Raw genomic sequence first — 19,984 nt, 5'->3', positions numbered from 1 at the left:
TCCTTTGATCGTGGAATTCACTGACTGGAATGGGTCGAGAGAGAAACGGACGGCTCGGTCAGCCGACGGCCGCGAGAGCCGCGGCAAGCGACGTCGTCGAGTGCCCGAGGTGGAAGGGCACCGTGACCGTGCGCCCACCCCACTCGGCGAGGAGCTTCGTCTCGGGAAGCGCGTCGACGCTGTAGTCGCCGCCCTTCACCCAGACGTCCGGGCGCAGGCGTGCCAGAAGCGTCTCGGGGCTGTCCTCCTCGAAGACGACGACGGCGTCGACCATCCGCAGTGCGCTGAGCAGCTCCACACGGTCAGCCTCGCCGATGATGGGCCGCTGCTCGCCCTTCAGCCGGCGCACCGAGTCGTCCGAGTTCAGGCACACGATGAGGCAGTCGCCGAGTCCGCGCGCTGTCTCGAGCGTGCGCACGTGCCCGGCGTGGAGCAAATCGAAGCATCCACCGGTCGCGACGACCGTGCCACCTCGGGCACGCACGGAGGCGATCAGCTCTTCGGCAGCGGTATCCGGACCAGCAGAGGCATCCGGACCGGGCGAGGGGTGCGGCTTGGGTCGGACGATGGATGCGACGCCGCCAGCACGCAGGAACGCGCCGGCCGCGTCGATGGCCGCGCGAACCGCCTCCTCGAGGCCGTCGCCGGCTGCGATCCGCGTCACCGCAGTCGCCGCGAACCGGTCACCCGCACCGCACGTGTCCGCGGCCTGCACCGGTTCCGCAGGCAGGGCCACCGGCTGCTCTCCCTCCGCGGCGCCGTCGGCGGAACGTGCGAGGAGCGCCCCGCGCTCCCCGAGCGTGACGGCGACGGCGTCGCATCCCCACCGCCCGAGCAGCAGCGCGGCGGCGACGGCGGGGTCGGTCTGCCCGGTGAGGCCGCTCGCCTCGGCGAGGTTCGGGGTGACGAGCGTCGCCGCGGCGACGGGCCGTTCGCCGCGTGGATGCGGATCCCAGACGAGCGCGGCCCGCCCTGCGACGGAGTCCAGGGCTGCCCGGATCTCCGGGCAGCGAGTTACACCGCGCCCGTAGTCGGCGACGAGCACGGCATCGGCGGCCACAATGGCGGACAGCATCTCCGGGGTCGCAGCGACCGGGGGCGGGGGAGCGCAGCCGTCGTCGATGCGCGCGAGCGCGTGACCGGCGGCATGGACCCGCGTCTTGACGGGCGTCGGCGCGTTCGAGGAACCGGCGACGACGCGCACCCCGGCAAGCGACGCGCGCAGCGTGCGAGCCGCGGCGTCATCGGAGAGCACCGTGACGAGCTCGACGTCGTGGCCGTCGCCGGCGAGGAGCGTGGCGACCAGGCCGGCGCCCCCGGCCCGGTGCGTGCGCGTGTCGAGCTGCACCACGGGAACTGGAGCATCCGGAGCGAGCCGCGTCGCCGAACCGTCGAGGTCCTCGTCGAGCAGCGTGTCACCGACCACGGTGATCCTCATCTGGCGGCCCTCCGCTCCTCCTGGCCGCGCACGACGCCATCGAACACCTCGCACAGGGCGTGGATGGCGGCGAGCTGGCATTCCTGCACATGGGGAGACGGCGCATCCAGGCAGATCGCGTCGTCGGCGACCTCCGTGAGCGGGTTCGGGCCGGCCCCGGTGAGCGCCCAGGAGGTGGCGCCGATATCGCGGGCGGCCGACGCAGCACGAAGCAGGTTCTCACTCGACCCGCTGGTCGACAGGAGCAGGAGGAGATCGCCCGCGCGGGCATGGGCCTGCACCTGCCTGGCGAACACGTGCGCGTAGCCGTAGTCGTTGCCGAGCGCCGTCAGGCTGGACGTCTCGGCGCTCAGCGCGATCGCCGAGAACGCCTGCCGGTCGCCGCGATACCTGCCGACGAGCTCAGCGGTCAGATGCTGCGCCTCGGCGGCCGAGCCGCCGTTGCCGGCAACGAGCAGGCGGTGGCCGCGCCGCAGTCGCCGCGCGAGCTCGAGACCCCACTGCTCGAGGTGCTCGGCATGCAGCTCGGTGGCATGGGCGGCGTCGCGCAGACCGCGCAGGTGCTCGCGGACCACCTCACCGGGGCGCGGCAGCTGACGGTCGACCGGCTGCGCGACGTCGCGCGCAGCCGTTCCCGTCTCCGCGTTCGCGACCCGCGCGCCGACGGCGGTCATGAGGCGGCCCCTGCGAGCTGCTGTGACCGCTGTGCGGTGAGCGCCATAGTCTCCGCATAGATCTGCTCGGTCGTCGCGGCGACCCGGTCCCACGTGTACTTGGTCTCGACCCGCGCGCGCCCCGCCCTGCTCATGGAAGTGCGCAGCTCCGAGTCGGTGAGGAGCTTCACGAGGCCATCGGCGAGCGCCCGCTCGTCGCGCGGCCGCACGAGGAGCCCCGTCGATCCGTCGACGACCGTGTCCGCGAGCCCTCCGACGCGCGCCGCCACGACGGGCGTGCCGCAGGCCATGCTCTCGAGCGGCACGATCCCGAACGGCTCGTACCAGGGCGTGCACGCAACCACGTCGGCGGATCGCAGCAGCGAGGGCACCTCGTCCCTTGGCACCTGCCCTCGGAAGCGGACCCGATCGGCGACGCCGAGCTGCCTGGCGACCTTGCGGAGGCGCTCGACCTCCGGATCGGGAGTCACACCCGCGCCGGACGCGCCGACGACGACGAGCTCGACATCCGTCACGCCTCGCTTCGGGAGCAGCGTCATCGCTCGGATGACGAGCTCGACGTCCTTGCGCGGCACGAGCCTGCCGATGCTGAGGATGCGTAGCGCCGCACCGCGCGCGTCCACGGGACCCTCCAGGGTGAACTCGTCGAGGTCCACCCCACAGGGTGCGATCCGCACGCGGTCGCGCCTCACGCCCATCGCCGCGAGCTCGTCGACTTCGTCAGCGCACGTGGCGACGACCATGTCCGCGTCGTGACCGACCCGGGGTTCCAGCCAGGCGCGCTGCGGCGGGCTCGTGTCCGCCGCCCCCTGGTGCCGGCGCTTGACCGTGCCGAGCGCGTGGAACGTCTGCAGCACCGCGGGCGGGGAGGAGGATGCGCGGGCCGCGTCGACGGCGGCGAGCCCCGACATCCAGAAGTGGCCGTGCACGACGTCCGGCGGGCCGTTGGCCGCCCAGTCCGCGGCGACACCGGCCGCCAGCTCGGGCATGTACGGCAGGAGCTCGTCCTTCGGGATCCGCGCCGCGGGCCCGGCAGTCACGTGGACGACCTCGACTCCGGCGTCGAGCTGCACCCGCGCGGGGAGGGACTCGTCGTCGCGCCGCGTGTACACCGTCACCGTGTGGCCGCGTCTCGCGAGGGCTCGCGAGAGCGCCGCGACGTGCACGTTCTGTCCGCCCGCGTCGACGCTGCCGGGGGTGGCCAGCGGGCTCGCGTGCTCGGAGATCATGGAAATCTTCATCGGTTCGCTCCTTCGCTTGTGTGGTGTGCCTGGTGCCTGTGGTTCGCGGTGCGGTTCCGTCTCGCAGCGAACGTGTCGAGTTCGTCGTGGAGCAGCGCATCCCACGCGTCGAGGAAGCGCTGCAGGCTGAAGTGCTCGAGCACAAACGCGCGTGCGTTCGAACCGCGGCGCCTCGCCTCCTCCGGGTCGTCGATGAGCCGGGCGGCCGCGCTGCGGAGCTCGCCGATGTCCGTCGAGATCGCCCCAGCCTCCGGCGGTACGGCGCGGTGTGCCTCCGTGGTGGCGAGGGCGAGCACGGGCATCCCCAGGTGCATCGCCTCGAGCAGGGAGAGGCCGAGGGAGGTCCAGCGGAACGGATGCAGGTAGGCGCGCCTGCGGGCGAGCTCCGCGTGCATCCGCGCCGTCGGCAGGTCGCCGACCGCTCGAACCGCGCTGCCGGGCAACGCCGCTGGCAGCAGGTCCGTGGCGATGCCGAAGGCGTCGACGGGAGCGACCTCGGCGAAGCCAGGAAGCAGGTCGGTGCCGGTCACCCGCCACCGGCGCACGGGCTCGTTGATGACGACGCCGAGCGCGGGCAGCTCGCCCGTGTAGAGCTGGCCGGGGTCCGGCACCCCGTGTTCCACGACCCGCGTCGTCGCCCGGCCGCAGTCCCACACGAGCTGATTGAAGTGCGTGACGTGCACGATCGTGACGAGGTCGTCGGCGAGCGGATGCCGTTCCGTGACGGGGAACATCTTCGGAGTGTTGTGCTCGACGAAGACCGCAGGGATGTCGCGGCCAGGCGTGCACCCGAGGTGCTCGATGACCGGCCCGAACTCCTCGAGTCGCTGCAGCACGACGATGTCGACCTGCTCCTCACGCAGCTGGGCGAGGGGAACCGCGCGTGCCCCGGCGGGCAGCGGCGGCGACTCCTGGCCGGGAGCGACGGGCACCAGGTACTCGTGCGCGCCCGACAGGAAGCCGTTCGCCCACCCGCCATGCATGTACCAGACGAGAATCCTCATCCTCGAAGTCTTGCTGCTCCTCCTTCTCCAGAAAGGTGGTTGACAGAACGGAGAACTTCCGCTGCACTGACCCCCGCCAAGCACGGGTGGCCGGGCACCGGGCACTCCCTGGCGCGGGAATTTCGGCACGGCGCATCCTGGTCGCCGAGCACAACGGAGGGCACCAGATATGGGCCCCAGCGGATGCTCGGCACCACCGGTGCGAAGAGGCTCACCACGGGCGTGCCCACGGCGACCGCGAGGTGCGCCGGTCCGGTGTTGCCAACGACGACGACCTGCGCTGCCGCGAGGACGCCGGCGAGCTGAGGAAGATCGCAGCTCCCCGCCAGGTCGAGCGCCTCGGGGGCGGCCGCGCGGATGCGGGAGGTCAGCTCGCGTTCCGCCGCGGACCCCGTGAGCACCACCCGCGTGCCCTGCTCGGAGAGGAGCGCGGCGGTCTCCTCGTACCGTTCGACCGGCCAAGTTCTGGCTGGGACCGCGGCGCCCGGATGGAGGACGACGAAGGGGTCTCGCCCCACGACGTCGGTCATGTCCGGGACGTTGCGGACGCGCATCCGAGCGTCGTCGAGCTCCGGCAGCGGGAAGCCAGCGGCGGCGGCGATCGCGAGTGCCCGCTCGGGCTCCGGGATGTCCTCGGGGAGGTCCTCGCCCGGCCGGAGGCGCAGGTCGAGGAGGGAGCCTGGGTAGTCGACGGAGGCCCCGGCGATCCGGCTCACTCCGGCGAGGCGGAGCGCGAGCGCCAGCGGCAGCGGAGACTGATGGAACGAGGTGAGGATGACGGCCTCGTCGACGTCTGCTCCTCGAACGAGGCGCAGCAGCTCAGCCAGATGCGCCTGATCCATGGTCGGGGCCGGGTTGGAGATCCACGGCGCATCCCAGGCCAGGACGCGCTCCACACCCGGCAGCATCCGGGCCGCATCGGCGCCCCTCGGACCGCACAGCATGACGACTTGCGCCTGGCTCGCGACGGCGCGTACGGCGGGGCCGCCGAGCAGCACGTCCCCCATGCTGTCGAGCCGCGCGACGAGCACCCGCCGCATCACCCCTCACCCCGTTCAGGGCTCGCCTGGGCGGGTGAGGGCACCCCGCCGGCCAGCAGCAGTTCCACGGCGGCGGCGAGAGTGTCTGCGACGAACGCCGCGGCGGCGACCTCCTCCGGGCGGGTCACCGGCGTCGGGACGAGCACCGCACGCGCTCCCGCAGCGTGCGCGGCCGTCAGATCAGCGGCGATGTCGCCGACGACGGCCACCTCGCTCGCGTCGAGGCCGAGCGCACCCGCGGCAGAGCGCACCATGCCCGGCTTCGGCTTCCGGCACTCGCAGCCGTCCTCCGGACCGTGCGGGCAGTACCGCCAGACGTCGAACCCGCCGAACAGTTCGTCGACCCTGGCGTTGACGGCCTGCACCTGCGCCTCGATGAGCAGCCCGCGAGCGATGCCCGACTGATTGCTCACGACCCCGACTCCCAGGCCCGCCTCGCGGACCCGGGCAACGGCATCCAGGGCCGTCGGCATCGGCTGCACAAGCGACGGATCGCCGTTGTACGGCACGTCGACGATCAGCGTCGCGTCGCGATCAAAGAGCACGGCTCGGAGCGGAACCGGATCTGGCACGGGGGCCTCCTCTGCGCGGAACGGGTTCCGGAGTAGTAGACACACGAAGCCTGAAGATCTCTCCCAGCTGCCGTCCGTCTGCGCGTGCAGAATCGTCGGATGCGCACATTCGCGGAGCCAGCAGCCCGGCCCGACAGCGGCCGCCCGCCCACGCTGCTGGCCTTGCGCGCGCTGAAGCTCGGCGATCTACTCGTCGCGGTGCCGGCCCTGAAAGCGCTCAAGCGGGCGTATCCCGACCACGAGCTCGTCTATGCGGGGCCGGCCTGGCTCGCCCCCGTTCTGGAGCTGATTCCCGCGGTCGATGCGCACCTGCCCACCCCCGGGCTCGACGACTTGCTTCCTCTCCGACCCCACATGATCGATGTCGCCGCGAACCTGCACGGCAACGGGCCCGAGAGCCGACGCATCATCTCCGCGCTCCAACCCCGTCACCGGATCGTGCACAGCGCGCCAGCCGACCCGACCGCCGGCCTCGAGGCCGACGACGGCCCCGGATGGCAGGACGGAGTGCTGGAGCGGCACCGCTGGGCGCGGCTCGTGAACGCCTTCGGCGCAGACGCCGACAAGGACGACGTCGGCATCCTCGTACCTGCCGCGCCCCCGCCCGTCGAGGGGGCAGCCGTCGTGCACGTCGGCGCCTTCTACGGGTCCCGCCAGTGGCCGGTGGGACGCTTCGCCGCAGTCGCGAGATCGCTCGCGGGCGACGGGATGCGCGTCGTCGTCACGGGAGACGGTGGCCGCGATCTGCCGAGAGCTCGCGCGGTCGCCGAGGCCGCTGGGCTCTCGGAGGCCGACGTGCTCGCCGGCAGCCTGGACCTCACCGGATTCGCCGCCACGATCGCGGCGGCGGCCGTCGTCGTGACGGCCGACACGGGGGCCGCGCACCTCGCATCCGCCTACGGAACCCCGTCCGTCGTGATCTTCGGGCCAGCCCCGCCCGAGGAATGGGGGCCACCGCCGGGGCCGCACGTCGTGCTGACCGAGGCGCGACTCAGGCGAGGTGACGCCTTCGCAAGCGACCCCGATCCTGCCCTGCTCGCGGTCGACGCGCACCAGGTGCTCGATGCCGCCCGGCGGGTGCACCGGCCGCGCTGAGCTGCGCCACTCGGCCGCGCTGTTCTACCCGCTCTACCCGCTCTACCCGCCCTACCCGCTTAGCCGCGCTCAGCGGCCGAGCGCCTGCAGCGGCTCGTCCGTGAGCCGGAAGGTATCCCATTCGTCCATCGGATACGCGCCGAGGCTCTTGTAGAACCCGATCGACGGCTCGTTCCACTTGAGCACCGACCATTCGAGGCGGCGGTAGCCGTTCACGACGCACTCCTGCGCGAGGGAGGTGAGGAGCGCCGTGCCGAGGCCGCTGCCGCGCGCATCCTCTCGCACGTAGAGGTCCTCGAGCCAGATGCCGTGCTCGCCCTCCCACGTCGAGTAGCTCAAGAACCAGAGCGCCATGCCGTCGAGTCGCGGGGCAGCGGCATCGGCTCCGCCCGCGTCGCCGCTGCTCGGCGCCTCCGCGACGGTCGCGAACACCGCCGGGTTGTCGCCGAAGAAGCTGCGGTGGAGCTGCTCTTCGGTCGTCTTCACGGCGTCCGGTTCGCGCTCGTACATGGCGAGGCCGTGGATGAGGTCAAGGATCTGCGGGACGTCGGCGGGAGAAGCGGGGCGGATGAGTGGCTCGGTCACGGCACGAAGGTAGCACCGAGGCCGAGCGTCAGACCCAGCGAACCCAGTTCGCGCCGGTTCCCGTCTCGACCTGCTGCAGCTCCTTTAGGTGTGAGCCGCTGACCTCGTAGAGCGACACCTGAGTTGTGCCCTCGCCGGCGGCCACCAGGAAACGGCGGTCGGGGCTGAGGCCGAAGCCACGTGGGTGCTGCTGCGTGACGGTGAACGATGCGGCGTCCTCGAGGGAACCGTCGGTGTTCACCGTGAGCGGCGCGAGCGTGCTCGTCGTGCGCTCCGAAGTCCACAGGAACTGCTCGTCCGCACCCCAATGCACATCCGCTCCCCAGATGGAGCGCGGCTCGAGGGGGTTTCCGCCGAGGATGCCGCGCTGGAGCCCCTGGAGCGCATCCGCGTAGCTGGCCGAGTCGACAAACGACAGCGTGCCGGTGCTCGCATCGCGAGCGAAGCGCAGCACCTCGCCGCTGAATTCGGTGATCACGTAGGCGTCGGTCTCCGCGCCGTTCAGTACGATGTGGCGCGGGCCGCTGCCGGCCGGCGCGACCGCGCCCACGGGGTCGAGCGCCTCGAGCTCGAGTGCGTCGGTGATGGCGTACTGCCCGACGACGTCGTCGCCGAGCGAGACGAAGTACGCGAAGCGGCCGTCGCTGCTCGGGACGACCGAGTGCAGGTGACGGTGCTCGACGATCGTCGTCGCCTCGCCGATCGCGCCGTCGTTGATCGGCGCGATGAGGCCGTAGCTCGCGGAGTAGGCAGCGCCGAGCAGTGCGCTGCCGTCACGCGTCAGGGCGACGTAGTTCAGGCCGCCGCGAGGAGTGTCGCGGCGCGAGATGGGCGTCAGTTCGCCTGACGCGCGGTCGAGGCGCAGCGTGACGATCGCGGCCGGGCTGCCCTTGACCGCGGCGTAGACGAGGTCGCGGCTGGCGTCGACAACGAAGTTCGAGCATCCCTGCAGCTCGGTCGTAACGGACAGGCGTTCGAGGGTCGCTCCGTCGAAGCGGAACACGGAGATGGAGCCTTCGCCGGCGTTCGCGACGAGGACAAGCTGGGTGGTCATTCGGTTTCCTCCTGCGTTGCGGATGCGGTTGCGGCCCTGGCGGTCGTGACGACGGAGAGCACGTCGGCGCTGTGGTCGAGGCGGCGGTCGCGCTCCGCCGTGTCGTGCTCGCGGATGATGCGCTCGAACTCCAGGAACTCCTCCACCATGCGGTGCGGGTACTTCGTGAGATCGACGTGCTCGGCGTCGCCGCCGTCGGCCGCGTGGGTCACCGAGGCCATGACGTTCGGTGAGCCGTCGACGACGATCCAGCCGTCCTCGCCCTGGATTTTGCTGCGGATGGGCCCTGCGGAATCCTTCGCGCAGACACACACGGCAGTCGTGTCGCCGTAGTCGAGGACAAGCACTCCGGAGGTGTCCACGCCGCTCTGCACGTTCGCGGTGTAGGTAACCTTCTGTGGCCGGCCGAGCAGGCCGACGACGAAGTGGATGGCGTAGATGCCGAGGTCCATGAGCGCGCCGCCGCCCTGGGCGGGGTCGAAGGCGGGCAGCACGGTGCCCTCGCGGAAAGCGTTGTACCGCGAGGAGTACTGCGAGTAGTCGGACTGGATGAGCTTGACCTTGCCGACGAGGTCCAGGTGCTCCTTGATCCACCGGTAGTTCGCGAGGTACTGCGTCGTGATGGCTTCGATGAGGATCAGATCGCGCGCCGTGGCGAGCGCGCGCAGCTCCTCGAGCTCAGACTCCTCGAGCACAAATGGCTTCTCGCAGATGACGTGTTTGCCCGCCTCGAGCGCCTTGCGTGAGACTTCGAAGTGGAGGGAGTTGGGCAGCGCGACCCAGACCGTGTCGATGGATGCGTCCGCGAGGCACTCGTCGAGGTCGGTGTAGACGCGCTCGATCCCGAACTGTTCCTGGAGCGCATCCAGGTGCTCGCGCCTGCGTCCCTGGATGGCGGCGAGCTCGAGCCCCGGCACCACGGCGGCGTGCGGCAGGAAGTCGGCAACGATCTGCCCCGCGCCGATCACCGCGAGCTTCATCGGAGGGTCCTCGGGTGCGCGGCGAGCGTGGGGGAGGTCGTGGGATGCACGCTGTCGATCCTATTCGGGGCGCGACCCGTAGTCGTCGTCCGTGCCCGTTCGCGGGGTGCTGCTAGCACCGCCGCCTGCGAACGAGGGCGAGATCGCGGAGGAAACATCCAGGGCCTCGCCGACTCGCCCGCCACCACGGGAAGGGCAGTTCTCCCCGCCTCCCGCACGGGCGCTGCAGCGCGAGTGCATCGCAATCTGCGGGGCTACGCTCGCCCACACCCCGGACCAGCCGGGCCTGTCGAAGGAGTCCCCATGCGTCGAATCGCCTCAAGCATCACCGCAGCGCTCTTCGCCGTCGGTATCGCCGTCTCGGCACCCGCGATCGCCAATGCCGGCACGGAGCAGATGTACTGGACCGGCGGCTCGCTCGCCGACTGCCAGGCCGTCCAGCGCACCTACATCAGCTCGTGGACCAAGATCACCGAGTCGTGCCACCGCAATGGCAACGGCTACTCGTTCACCTGGACTTCGATCTAGGGCGGCCTTCGGCCCCGCGGGCGAGCGCCGAACGGCTCATGCCCCTGGCCAGCTCGTCCGCGAGGCTCAGCCTGCGACGCTGAGCGTGACAGCCCGCTTTTCGGGGTCCGCGGCGTCGACGCGCACTCGCACGGCCGACCCCAGCTCGAGTGCCGAGGCGTCGCCGACGACCCTCGCCCTGACGGCAGGGTCCCGCAGTAGCACCGTCGCCTTCGCCCGACTGGCCTCGATGCCGCCGGTCGGCGATGACTCGACGACAATCCCGTCGAGCTCCTCCCCGACAAGCGACTCGAGCAGCACAGCCTCGAGCAAATCAACAGTCCCGCGTTCGTAGGCGTTCGCGCGTCGCGACCCGTCGGCCATCTCTCCCGGGAGTGCGTCGAGCGCATCCACTACCCACGATGGAACAGGCTCGCCCGCGCAGAAGGCGAGCGCGATCTCGGTGCCGTACCGGTCGACGAGGCGCCGCAGGGGAGCGGTGACGTGCGCGTATTCGGCGGCGATGGCGCTGTGGGATGCACCGCTCGGCACCTCGGGGTTGCTGGAAGTTCCGAAGGCGAAGTAGCCGGCACCGCGGAAGAGGCGGGTCGCCTCGGTCGCGAATGCTGCGTACTCGGGCCGAGACGTGTCGATGGTCTGCACGAACTCGGCGTACGTCTCGTCGGGGGACCAGTCGAAGCCCAGCGTCGTTGCCACGTGACGCAGGCGGTCGACGTCTTCGTCGCGGGCCGGGTCGAGGGTGCGCCAGATGCCGATTCCTGCGAGGCGCTGCAGCCTGGCCGCCGCGATGCCCGTGAGGAGCGACAGTTGCGCGTTGAACTCCTCGCTCGCGAGCGGCTCGCGCAGCAGGAGCTCGTACCGGGTGCCGTCATCGCTGCGCTCGATCTCCTGGTCGGGCACCTCGAGCGTCGCGCCGCCGCGAGCGAACTGGGCGTCGATGCGCAGCTGGCCCACCTCGGCGAGGAGCCGCAGGAGCTCGTCCGCTGTTCCCTCGTCGAGCTGCCGTTGCACGGACGCGTAGTCCAGCTGCGCGCGTGAACGGACCATGGATCGACGAACATCGATGTCATCGAGCAGCGCACCGGAGCCGTCGAGGCGCATCCGCCACACGACCGCTGGGCGGTCGACGTCGGGGAGCAGGCTCGCCGCGCCCTCGCTGAGCACGGCAGGGTGCAGGCCGAAACGGCCGTCGGGGCCGTAGACCGTGAGCGCCCGTCGGTGCGTTTCGGCGTCGAGCGGGCCACCCGGCTCGACAAACGAAGCGACGTCGGCGATCGCGTAGAAGACCTCGAACGCGGCGCCTGGACCAACCGAGTCGATTCCTGCGTCGACGCGGCGCAGGAAGAAGGCCTGGTCGAGGTCGCGGGACCCGACCGGGTCGAGTGTCACGAAAGAGAGGTCACGCAGGTCCTGTCGTTCGGAGCCCAGCTCGGCGCCGAAGTCCCTCCCGGCGGCGGCTTCCGCCTCGGCAAGCGCCCCCGCGGGATAGTCGACGGGGACCTCAAGTTCGGTGCGGAGCCGATCGAGGAGCGGGGCGAGCACGTCGGCGACAGCGCCAGCCTGCACTGCACGTGTGCTCATCGGGTTTCGGTGTTCGCTGGCTCGGCGGTGAACGTCATGGCATCACGCTACCCGGCCAGCATCGGGGTGCGCCGATGCCGTCACGCTCGGACTGCCATGGGGCCGAGCTCCTCTCCCCGGCAACGCTCTGAGCGGACACGGACGCGATCCATGCGTTCTCCATAGATAGGTAGGTCACGATGTGCGCATGGTTGACTTCAACAAGATCCTCGGCGCGGCCTCCAAAGCCCTCGGCAGCTCGGGCAACTCCAGTAACTCCGGCGCAAACCGGGGCGGCAAGAGCGGCTCCGGGGACTGGAAGGACATGGTTCGCAAGGTCGCCGACCAGGTGACGGGCGACGGCCAGCAGTCGCGAGGCCAGCAGGGCTCCTCGGGCCGGCAGGGGCACTCCGGACAGCAGGGCTATTCGGGCCAGCAGGGCCAGCAGGCGTACCCCCGCCGCGGCAGTTCCCCCTCCCAGCCGCCTCTGTACGGGCAGCAGCCTCCGGCGGCTCCGAGCTACGGCTCACGACCAAGCGCGGGCCCCGGGGCCGGATCCGCCGCCGACAAGGCCGCGATCGCGAAGTACGACTACCTGCTCAAGACCGCTGCCCCCGATCAGCTCGAGCAGGCGCACCGCGAGGCGTTCCAGCGACTCACGCCGGCGCAGCGCGACCAGGTGCGGGAGCGCCTGAGCGCGGAGTCTGGCCCCTACGATCGTCCGCAGTCGAGCTCGCCGGATGACCTCGCGCGCGCCGCAACACGCGGCGAAGTGCAGAGCCCCGGTTTCATGGCGAAGGTGCTCGGCGCCGGCAAGCGCATCGCAGGATCGCGTGGCGGTGGCAACTTCACCCCTGGCTCGAGCCGCGGCGGTTCCTCGCGCTTCGGCCGGGGCATGGGGGTCGCCGGCGCGGCCGCAGCCGGTGCGGGTGCTGGCGCGCTCGGGGGCATCGCCCTCGGGGTTGTCGGGGGCGCGGTAGCGAGCTCCGTCGCGCTTCCCCTGATCGGGGACGCTCTGGCCTCCGGCATCGACTTCGACGGCATCGCCGCATCCGGAATCGAGGGCTTCGAGGGGCTCACGGCCGACCTCGGAGAGTTCGGTGGCATCGGCGAGGCCGTCTCAGGTCTCGGCGAGCAGGCCTCAGGTCTCGGGGACCAGGTGAGCGGGTTCGGCGATCAGTTCGCCGGTGCCGGCGAGCAGCTGACCGGTGCCGGCGACCAGTTCCTCGGCGGCATCGGGGAGCAGGCAGGCAATCTCGGCTTCGACATCCCGGGCCTCGGAGACCTCTTCGGCAAGTAGCCCACGACTGGCCAGCAGGGGCTTGGAAGCTGGTCACCGCTAGGCTCGGTTGATGGCGAATCGCAGCTATCTCTACGTTGTCGACGAGGTCCCTGGCGAGGGAGCGCCGCTCACCAGGGTCACCGGTCTCTCCGAGTGGAACTGGGATGTGCCGCTTGTGCACGAGCTGCTCGTCTCGGGTTCGGGGCGCCTTGTTCCCTCGACGATCTGGGATGCACCAGCCCAAGCGATCCTCGGCGACTACAACCAGGGCATCGCCCACCTCGAGCGCCTCTTCGCGCAGCTCCCGCACGACGAGGAGACTCAGCGGCAGATCGCCGAAGCGCGAAGCGTGCTCGCCGACCCGGACAAGCAGGGCAGGTACCTGCTGCTTGAGGTCGCTGAGATCCATGTGCTCGGGGTCACGGACGACGACAACCCGTTCCCCGAGATGCTGTCTGAGGCGCAGGGCCTCCTGCGTGATTCTGAGAGTCAAGTCGACTCGCTCATCCGCTACGCGCTGACGCAACCCGCTGACAAGCTCGACCAGCTCACGGGCTCCGGCTCCTGGGCGAACAACCTCTACTTCGCGCCTTCTGGTGCGCCGCAGCATGAACCCCATGCCGATATCCAGGCGACCCCACCTCAGGCTGCGCCTCCTGCCCCACCTCAGGCTGCGCCTCAGCTCGCGCCACCCTTGAATCAGCAGGCACCGCAGTTCCCGCCGCCGACCGGCCACCCGCAGCAGGTCTTCCTCATGAGGCCGTTGGCGAACGGCGCCGTGCAGTGGAGTCTCGGTCTGCTCGCGCTCATCCCTTTCCCGTTCGTGAGCGCCATCGCCGCGGGCATCGTCATGACGGCGACCGGGCGCTCACGCGCACCTGCGACCGACGCGGGTGAGCGGAACCGAACGAACGCCGCCAACTGGGGCGTCACCTACCTGATCGCCTCGATCATCCTCATCGCCCTACACATCGCGTTCCTCGCGATCTTCGACGACGAGTACTCGTCGACGTTCTATCCGATCGGCATTCCGATCACGATCTGGTTCGCGCTCTCGGTGACGCACCTCGTGTTCTCGATCGTCGGCAGCGTGAAGGCGTCGAGGGGCGTCGTGTTCACGCCCGTCGCGCTGCCGTTCTTCCGGCCACGCCCGCAGCCCTGACCAACATCAGTGCAAAATCTGCGCCAAACGACTCAAAAAGGACTTCGGGGCCCGATTCTGCACTGATGTTGGACAGCGTGCTCGGCTCTCGGCTCTCGGCTTCACTCGTCGCCGCGCGTGAGGCGCTGTGAGAAGTAGACGGGGATGAACGACAGCAAGATGAGGACCGTCGCGGCGACGTTCACGAGGCTCGCCTCGTTGGGTCGGCCCATCTGATTCATGATCCAGAGCGGCAGGGTGTCGACGCCCGGAGGGGCGGTGAAGATCGTGACGACCACTTCGTCGAAGCTGAGCGCAAACGCGAGGAGCGCGCCTGCGATGAACGCCGAGCGGAACTGCGGGAAGGTGACGAGGCGGAAGGTCTCCCAGATGCCCGCGCCGAGGTCCATCGAGGCTTCCTCGAGGCTCTGGTTCATTCGCCGCAGCCTGGCGAGCACGTTGTTGAAGACCATGACGATGCAGAACGTGCCGTGGGCGATGATCATCCCGAAGTAGCCGAGCTGGATGCCGATGGGGTCGAGGATGCTCGAGTACGTGTTGCTGAGGGCGACACCGGTGACGACACCCGGCAGGGCGATGGGCAGCACAACAAGCAGGTTGACGGCGTCGCGGCCGAAGAACGAGTACCGCTGCAGCGCGAAGGCGACGAGCGTGCCCAGGATGCAGGCGATGATCGTCGCGCCGGTCGCGGTGATGATCGAGTTCAGGATCGCGGTGTGCAGCGACGTCTCGCCTGCCGCCTTCACCCACCAGTCGAGCGAGAAACCGGGGATGGGCCACGCGGAGATGCGGGCGGAGCTGAACGAGTTCGCGACGACGAGCAGCAGTGGCACGTAGATGAACCCGAGGACGGCGATGACAAACGCCCCGAGAGCGAAGCGTGCGGTCTTGGAAAGCCTGAGCATGCTGACTCCTAAAGCCGCTAGAGCCGCTCGAGTGCGCCGGTGCGGCGCACGGAGAGCAGGTAGATGAGGACAAACGCGATGGGGATGACGGAGAAGGCGGCTGCGAGCGGCGGGTTGAGGTTGATGTTCGAGGCGATGATGCTGCCGATCATCTGCGTGGAGCCGCCCACGAATTCGGCCGTGATGTAGTCGCCGAGGCTCAACGAGAACGTGAAGATGGAGCCGGCGATGAGGGCGGGCACGATGAGCGGCAGCACCACGGAGCGCACGGTGAGCCAGTTGCCTGCGCCGAGGTCGGAGGCCGCGTCGAACAGGTTGTCCGGGATCTGCCTGACGGCCGTGTAGACCGGCATCGCCATGTACGGGAACCACAGGTAGCAGAGCGTGAGGATCACGGTCGGGATGCTGAAGCCCGGTCCGGAGATGCCGAACGGGTTCATCAGCCAGTTGAAGAGGCCGTCCTCGGTGAACGTGATCCGCATGGCGAGCACCTTGACGAGGTAGCCGGCCCACAGTGGCATGGTGATGGCGATGACCAGCAGCTCGCGGTTGCGTGGGCTGGCGATCTTCGCCATGAAGATGCCGAGCGGGATGGCGATAGCGGCGCAGATGAGGGTCACGGCGATCGCGATGCCGAGGGTGCGGAAACTCGTCGAGAGGTAGGCGGGCGTCGTGATGATCGCCTCGAAGTTCGCGAGCGTGAAGCCTGGCTTGACCTTCGACGTGAAGGGGTCGGTGACCCAGAAGGCGGTCACAAGCAGGAAAGCCAGCGAGAAGATGTAGATGCCGACGAGCCACAGCATCGGAGCGGCGAGCAGCCCGCGGAGCCGCGCGCTGCGGTGCCGGTGGAGCCACGAGTCGAGTGTCGTCACGAGGGGTTGCCTTTCAGTGGTCGACGGCTTGGATGGGCGACGCCTGAGGGATGGCCGGCGGCGGCTTTTCGGGGCCGCCGCCGGCCGGGACGAGGGTTGGTCAGCCCTTCACGGACTGCCAGGCGTTGGTCCACTCCTGGAAGTTCGTGCACTGCACGTCGGTGCGGCCGTCAACGCACTGCTCGATCGGGGTGGTCCAGAACCACACCTTCGAGAAGTACTCCTCGTCGAGGGCGTGGAACTCCTCGCAGTGGGCGCTCGCCTCGGCGTTGAGTTCACAGAAGGCGCCGTTGGCCGGGGCCATGCCGAAGTTCATCGCGATCTGGCCGTTGACCTCGGCTGCGCTGGTGTAATCCATCCACAGGTAGGCGCAGTTCGGGTTGGCGGATTCAGCCGAGACCATCCAGGCATCCGACCAGCCGGTCGAGCCTTCCTCTGGCAGCACACCCTTGAGGCGGTCGTCTTCGGAGAGCTTGCGGAGCACCTCCCACGAGGTGCCGACGACTGACGTGCCGCCCGTGAACGAGGTGATCTGGGCGACCGGGTCGCTCCAGTACTCGCTGACGATGCCGTTCTGTGCCTTGAGCAGCTCGACCGCCGCGTTCAGCTGCGTTTCGTCGAGCGCGTACGGGTTGGTGATGCCGAGGTCTGGCTGGGTGGCCATGAGGTAGACGGCGGCGTCGGCGATGTAGATGGGGGCGTCGTATGCGATGATCTGCCCCGCGTACGGGCTGTCGGCCTCCCAGGCGACGTCCCAGCTGGTGGGTGCCTCGGTGACAATTTCGCTGTTGTACTGCAGGATGTTCGCGCCGCGACCGATCGGGACGCCGTAGCTCTTGCCGTTGATCGTGTCGTACACCTGGCCTTTCATGCCCTCGACGATGTCGTCGCCGAAGTTGGGGATGAGGTCGACGTTGATGGGGGCGACGTCACCGCCGGCGATGAGACGGAGGCTCGCGTCACCGGAAGCCGAGACGAGGTCGTACTCGCCCGTGCGCATGAGGGTGACCATCTCGTCGCTGGTGCCGGCGACGCGGCGGTTGACGACGCATCCGGTCTCTGCGGTGAACTGATCGCTCCAAGCGGGCTCGACGAATCCGCTCCAGGCGACGATGTTGACCTGACCTTCGCCCTCGCCGAGCTCTTCGAGCATCGGTACGTCTGGCACGTCGATGCTGAGGCCGCCTTCGCCGCCCCCGCCTCCCGCGTCGGAGCTGCAGCCCGTCAGTACCAGGGCGGATGCGGCGGCCATGGCAGCGAGTGCCACGTGCGATGTCTTCATGGTGCTGTCCTTCGGTTTGAGGGTCAGGTGGTGGGGTGGAGAGGATTGGGAGGACGGGTCAGGAGATGACGGCGACGTGCTCTTCGTGCCAGGTCGCGCGCACCGTGGAGCCGCGCGCGAAACCCCGGCTCGTGGTGCTCGTCTCGGTGTTGTGCATCTCAGAGATGAGGCGCACATCCGTGTCGGTACGGATGATGAAGCGCGTGCTCGGGCCCGTGTAGACGACCTCCTCGATGACTCCGACGGCCCCGTGCAGGCCCGGCGGTACGGCTTCGTCGATGGCGTGCAGCGTGATGCGTTCGGGCCGGATGCTGACCAGCCCGTCGATTCCGGTGGCCGACTTGGCCGCATCCGCGTCGAGGAGGTTGGAGACGCCGAGGAAGCCGGCGACGAACGGGGTCGCGGGGGAGTCGTACACCTCGATGGGGGTGCCGATCTGTTCGATGCGGCCCTTGTTGAAGACGGCGATGCGGTCGCTGAGCGTCAGCGCCTCTTCCTGGTCGTGGGTGACGAAGATGAAGGTGATGCCGATCTCGCGCTGGATCTGCTTGAGCTCGATCTGCATCTGCTCGCGGAGCTGCTTGTCGAGCGCGCCCAGGGGCTCATCGAGGAGGAGCACGCGGGGCTTGAGGATGAGGGCGCGTGCGAGGGCGATGCGTTGGCGTTGCCCGCCGGAGAGCTGGCTGGGCTTGCGGTCGGCGAGGTGCGCGAGCTGCACCTGCTCGAGCGCCTGCTGCACCCGCTCGGCACGCTCAGCCTTGCTCGCTCGGCGCACGCGGAGCCCATAGGCCACGTTCTCCGCGACCGTCATGTGCGGGAAGAGGGCGTAGTCCTGGAAGACGGTGTTCACCTCGCGGCTGAACGGCGGCACGTTGGTGACATCCGTGCCGCCGAGCTCGATGGTGCCGCCTGTTGCCTGCTCGAACCCGGCGATCATGCGGAGCACGGTGGTCTTGCCGGAGCCGGACGGGCCGAGCATGGAGAAGAACTCGCCGGATCGAACCTGCAGGTCGAGCGATTCGACGGCGGTGAAGTCGCCGAACCTCTTGCTGACGCCCGTCAAGGTGACGCCGGCGGGCGCCTGAGCGGGCTGGTCGGTCACGCCTTCGCGTGTGTCGGTGGTCGACAAGTGGTCCTCCTTGGAACGGCGCTGTCTGCGGATTAAGCGCAAACATATAGTTCCAGAAGTCATATTTCAAGCTTGTGTCCAAGTTGTAACAGTGCGGATGCGCCACAATGGCGAGGTGCCGCAGCTCCCGCAGACAGAACCCGAAGCCGGGGTGCCGTCGCGCCTGCGCAACGCCGTCTTCCAAGCCGTCGCCGACGAGGGCAAAGCTGCGCTCGTCGAGCGGCGCCTGAGCGTCGCGATCAACCGCGGGGTGCTGCAGGCCGGCGAGCGACTCCCCCCGGAGAGCGAGCTCGCGAAGTCCCTCGGCGTCTCGCCGGTCACCGTCCGCGAGGCGCTTGTGCTGCTCCGGCAGCGGGGCCTCGTCACAACAAAACGCGGACGAGGGGGTGGCAGCTTCGTGACGGCCGGCGCCGACCCAGCGTCGCACGCCGCTGACGAGCTCGCCTCGACCTCGCGAACCGCCCTGCGCGACCTCGCCGCGCACTACTTCGCCGTGACCGCCGGCTGTCTTGAGCTTGCCGCATCCCGTGCCGCACCAAGCGAAGTCGATGCGATTCGCTCCAGACTCACGGCGTTTGGTGGGAACCTCACACCGAATACGGACGGCCAGGTGGTTCAACCCACGCCGGCGCAGTGGCGCCACGTCGCCGATGACGTCGTCGTCGAGCTGTGCGCGCTCGGGCAGTCGGTGCGGCTCACCAAGGAGCAGATGCGGGTGCAGTCGGAGGTTTCGCCGCTGCTCGGCCTCCTGGCTGTGGACAGTTCTGAGCGTGAGGTGCAGCGAGGCGAGATACTGAAGCTCGTCGACGAAGTCGAGCGAGGGGATGTCGCCGGAGCGCGTGAGACGTTGCGCTCGACCATGCTCGACGTCGTCGGACGGCTCGAGGAGAAGCGCAGGCTGCTGACCGAGCAGTAGGACTCTCGACCGCGAGAAGCGGTGGAGAGCAGGGGGAATTATGGCTGGGGGGCCAAGAGATGCCGATCAATGACAACGAGGTGCGAGCCGCCGCGCTCGCGGGGCTTCCGACGTGGTCGTGGGGTGATTTCTCGGAGAATCCGCCGCAGGTGGCGAACCTCATGAGGCTCGAACCCAACGGCTGGCTTGCGCTCATCGCGTACCTCGCCGGCCCCAGCTGGGTGTACCAGGAGGCTGCACGGTACGAGCCGGTCGTCGAGACCTTCGGTGGGGGACAACGCGTCGGTGGACCCGCCGATATGTCTGCCAGCGACGCCGTCATCGCGGAGATCCACGACGACATGGTCGAGTACCTCGCGGAAGCGGGGGTTCCCGAGCCGCCCCGCGCGGTGCAGTGGATGCTGTGCCTCCCCGAGGGGGTCACAGAGTGGGAACTTGAGCATGCCTGCAATGTTGCGGTGCAGGACGTTGCCCCCGACGATCGCCGAGCACAGGCCCTCGAAATGCACGCCGCACTTCGGGTCCTCCTGAACGGACGCATGCCGCCGCTCTCCTGGTGACCGCCGTCCGGCGCGACGCTCGCCGGTGAGCGTCCGTGCGGGTTGTTCTGCGGGCTCGACCTCTGTGCAAGCGGCGCTTGGCTGTGTAACATCGGCCATCACCGA

Annotated in this window: 20 protein-coding genes; 6 read left to right on the top strand and 14 right to left on the bottom strand. The window is 69.4% G+C overall.

Annotated elements, in window-relative coordinates; translation table 11 throughout:
- Positions 1-58: 58 nt before the first annotated feature.
- The 6 genes from rfaE2 to C5B85_RS15585 are packed head-to-tail and all read right to left on the bottom strand — an operon-like array spanning position 59 to position 5,969.
- Complete coding sequence (rfaE2, locus tag C5B85_RS15610; protein ID WP_104286937.1) at positions 59-1,438, bottom strand: D-glycero-beta-D-manno-heptose 1-phosphate adenylyltransferase; 1,380 nt, start codon at positions 1,436-1,438, stop codon at positions 59-61.
- The gene (locus tag C5B85_RS15605) at positions 1,435-2,112 is read right to left on the bottom strand and encodes an SIS domain-containing protein (protein WP_104286936.1); all 678 of its coding nucleotides are present in this window, start codon (positions 2,110-2,112) and stop codon (positions 1,435-1,437) included. The genes rfaE2 and C5B85_RS15605 overlap by 4 nt, the downstream gene beginning before the upstream one ends.
- A complete protein-coding gene (locus C5B85_RS15600) occupies positions 2,109-3,353 on the bottom strand; it encodes a glycosyltransferase (protein WP_104286935.1) in 1,245 nt (414 codons plus the stop codon). Before C5B85_RS15600 ends, C5B85_RS15605 begins: the two co-directional genes overlap by 4 nt.
- The gene (locus tag C5B85_RS15595) at positions 3,350-4,357 is read right to left on the bottom strand and encodes a glycosyltransferase (protein ID WP_104286934.1); all 1,008 of its coding nucleotides are present in this window, start codon (positions 4,355-4,357) and stop codon (positions 3,350-3,352) included. Before C5B85_RS15595 ends, C5B85_RS15600 begins: the two co-directional genes overlap by 4 nt.
- On the bottom strand, positions 4,354-5,397 hold the full coding sequence (locus C5B85_RS15590; protein WP_104286933.1) for a glycosyltransferase family 9 protein: 1,044 nt from the start codon (positions 5,395-5,397) through the stop codon (positions 4,354-4,356). Before C5B85_RS15590 ends, C5B85_RS15595 begins: the two co-directional genes overlap by 4 nt.
- Positions 5,397-5,969 (bottom strand): HAD-IIIA family hydrolase, encoded by a 573-nt coding sequence (locus C5B85_RS15585; protein ID WP_258070843.1) that lies wholly within the window; start codon positions 5,967-5,969, stop codon positions 5,397-5,399. The genes C5B85_RS15590 and C5B85_RS15585 overlap by 1 nt, the downstream gene beginning before the upstream one ends.
- 99 nt (positions 5,970-6,068) lie before the next feature.
- Between C5B85_RS15585 and C5B85_RS15580 the strand changes: the two genes are divergently transcribed.
- Positions 6,069-7,064 carry a glycosyltransferase family 9 protein gene (locus C5B85_RS15580; RefSeq protein ID WP_104286932.1) on the top strand — a complete coding sequence of 332 codons (996 nt, stop codon included), beginning with the start codon at positions 6,069-6,071 and terminating at the stop codon, positions 7,062-7,064.
- A 69-nt stretch (positions 7,065-7,133) separates the two neighbouring features.
- On the opposite strand, the gene C5B85_RS15575 is transcribed toward C5B85_RS15580, so the two are convergent.
- Genes C5B85_RS15575 through C5B85_RS15565 form a run of 3 tightly spaced genes read right to left on the bottom strand, consistent with a single transcriptional unit; the run spans position 7,134 to position 9,683 of the window.
- Entirely contained in the window at positions 7,134-7,649 is a 516-nt protein-coding gene (locus tag C5B85_RS15575; protein ID WP_258070842.1) for a GNAT family N-acetyltransferase, read from the bottom strand.
- Positions 7,650-7,677: 28 nt separating this feature from the next.
- Positions 7,678-8,703, bottom strand: coding sequence for a beta-propeller fold lactonase family protein (locus C5B85_RS15570; protein ID WP_104286931.1), 1,026 nt, complete (start codon positions 8,701-8,703; stop codon positions 7,678-7,680).
- Positions 8,700-9,683: a Gfo/Idh/MocA family protein gene (locus tag C5B85_RS15565; RefSeq protein ID WP_104286930.1), complete on the bottom strand. Its 984-nt coding sequence runs from the start codon at positions 9,681-9,683 to the stop codon at positions 8,700-8,702. Before C5B85_RS15565 ends, C5B85_RS15570 begins: the two co-directional genes overlap by 4 nt.
- A 303-nt stretch (positions 9,684-9,986) precedes the next feature.
- On the opposite strand from C5B85_RS15565, the gene C5B85_RS15560 reads away from it, so the two are divergent.
- Entirely contained in the window at positions 9,987-10,211 is a 225-nt protein-coding gene (locus C5B85_RS15560; RefSeq protein WP_068477982.1) for a hypothetical protein, read from the top strand.
- A 66-nt stretch (positions 10,212-10,277) separates the two neighbouring features.
- On the opposite strand, the gene C5B85_RS15555 is transcribed toward C5B85_RS15560, so the two are convergent.
- A complete protein-coding gene (locus tag C5B85_RS15555) occupies positions 10,278-11,792 on the bottom strand; it encodes an RNB domain-containing ribonuclease (protein ID WP_104286929.1) in 1,515 nt (504 codons plus the stop codon).
- A gap of 187 nt (positions 11,793-11,979) precedes the next feature.
- Here C5B85_RS15555 and C5B85_RS15550 point away from each other — a divergent pair, with 187 nt between their 5' ends.
- Together C5B85_RS15550 and C5B85_RS15545 are read left to right on the top strand one after the other, a co-directional pair.
- On the top strand, positions 11,980-13,071 hold the full coding sequence (locus tag C5B85_RS15550; protein WP_181064468.1) for a hypothetical protein: 1,092 nt from the start codon (positions 11,980-11,982) through the stop codon (positions 13,069-13,071).
- Between the two features lie 52 nt (positions 13,072-13,123).
- Entirely contained in the window at positions 13,124-14,215 is a 1,092-nt protein-coding gene (locus tag C5B85_RS15545; RefSeq protein WP_104286928.1) for a DUF4870 domain-containing protein, read from the top strand.
- A gap of 101 nt (positions 14,216-14,316) precedes the next feature.
- Here C5B85_RS15545 and C5B85_RS15540 read toward each other — a convergent pair whose 3' ends face one another.
- The 4 genes from C5B85_RS15540 to C5B85_RS15525 form a co-directional block, all read right to left on the bottom strand.
- Positions 14,317-15,120, bottom strand: coding sequence for an ABC transporter permease (locus C5B85_RS15540; protein WP_104286927.1), 804 nt, complete (start codon positions 15,118-15,120; stop codon positions 14,317-14,319).
- A 17-nt stretch (positions 15,121-15,137) separates the two neighbouring features.
- Positions 15,138-15,992 (bottom strand): ABC transporter permease, encoded by an 855-nt coding sequence (locus C5B85_RS15535; RefSeq protein WP_258070841.1) that lies wholly within the window; start codon positions 15,990-15,992, stop codon positions 15,138-15,140.
- A 100-nt stretch (positions 15,993-16,092) separates the two neighbouring features.
- Positions 16,093-17,274, bottom strand: a complete 1,182-nt coding sequence (locus C5B85_RS15530) for an ABC transporter substrate-binding protein (RefSeq protein WP_104286926.1) — start codon at positions 17,272-17,274, stop codon at positions 16,093-16,095.
- Between the two features lie 58 nt (positions 17,275-17,332).
- Positions 17,333-18,403, bottom strand: a complete 1,071-nt coding sequence (locus C5B85_RS15525) for an ABC transporter ATP-binding protein (RefSeq protein ID WP_258070840.1) — start codon at positions 18,401-18,403, stop codon at positions 17,333-17,335.
- Positions 18,404-18,518: 115 nt separating this feature from the next.
- Between C5B85_RS15525 and C5B85_RS15520 the strand changes: the two genes are divergently transcribed.
- Together C5B85_RS15520 and C5B85_RS15515 are read left to right on the top strand one after the other, a co-directional pair.
- Entirely contained in the window at positions 18,519-19,319 is an 801-nt protein-coding gene (locus C5B85_RS15520; RefSeq protein WP_258070838.1) for a FadR/GntR family transcriptional regulator, read from the top strand.
- Positions 19,320-19,378: 59 nt separating this feature from the next.
- Positions 19,379-19,879: a DUF5956 family protein gene (locus C5B85_RS15515; RefSeq protein WP_104286923.1), complete on the top strand. Its 501-nt coding sequence runs from the start codon at positions 19,379-19,381 to the stop codon at positions 19,877-19,879.
- The last annotated feature ends 105 nt before the right edge of the window (positions 19,880-19,984 follow it).

Source organism: Pseudoclavibacter sp. AY1F1 (genome assembly GCF_002931075.1).
GTDB lineage: Bacteria > Actinomycetota > Actinomycetes > Actinomycetales > Microbacteriaceae > Pseudoclavibacter.
Note: the sequence above shows the minus strand (reverse complement) of the source record. Positions and strands in the feature narration are given on the sequence as shown.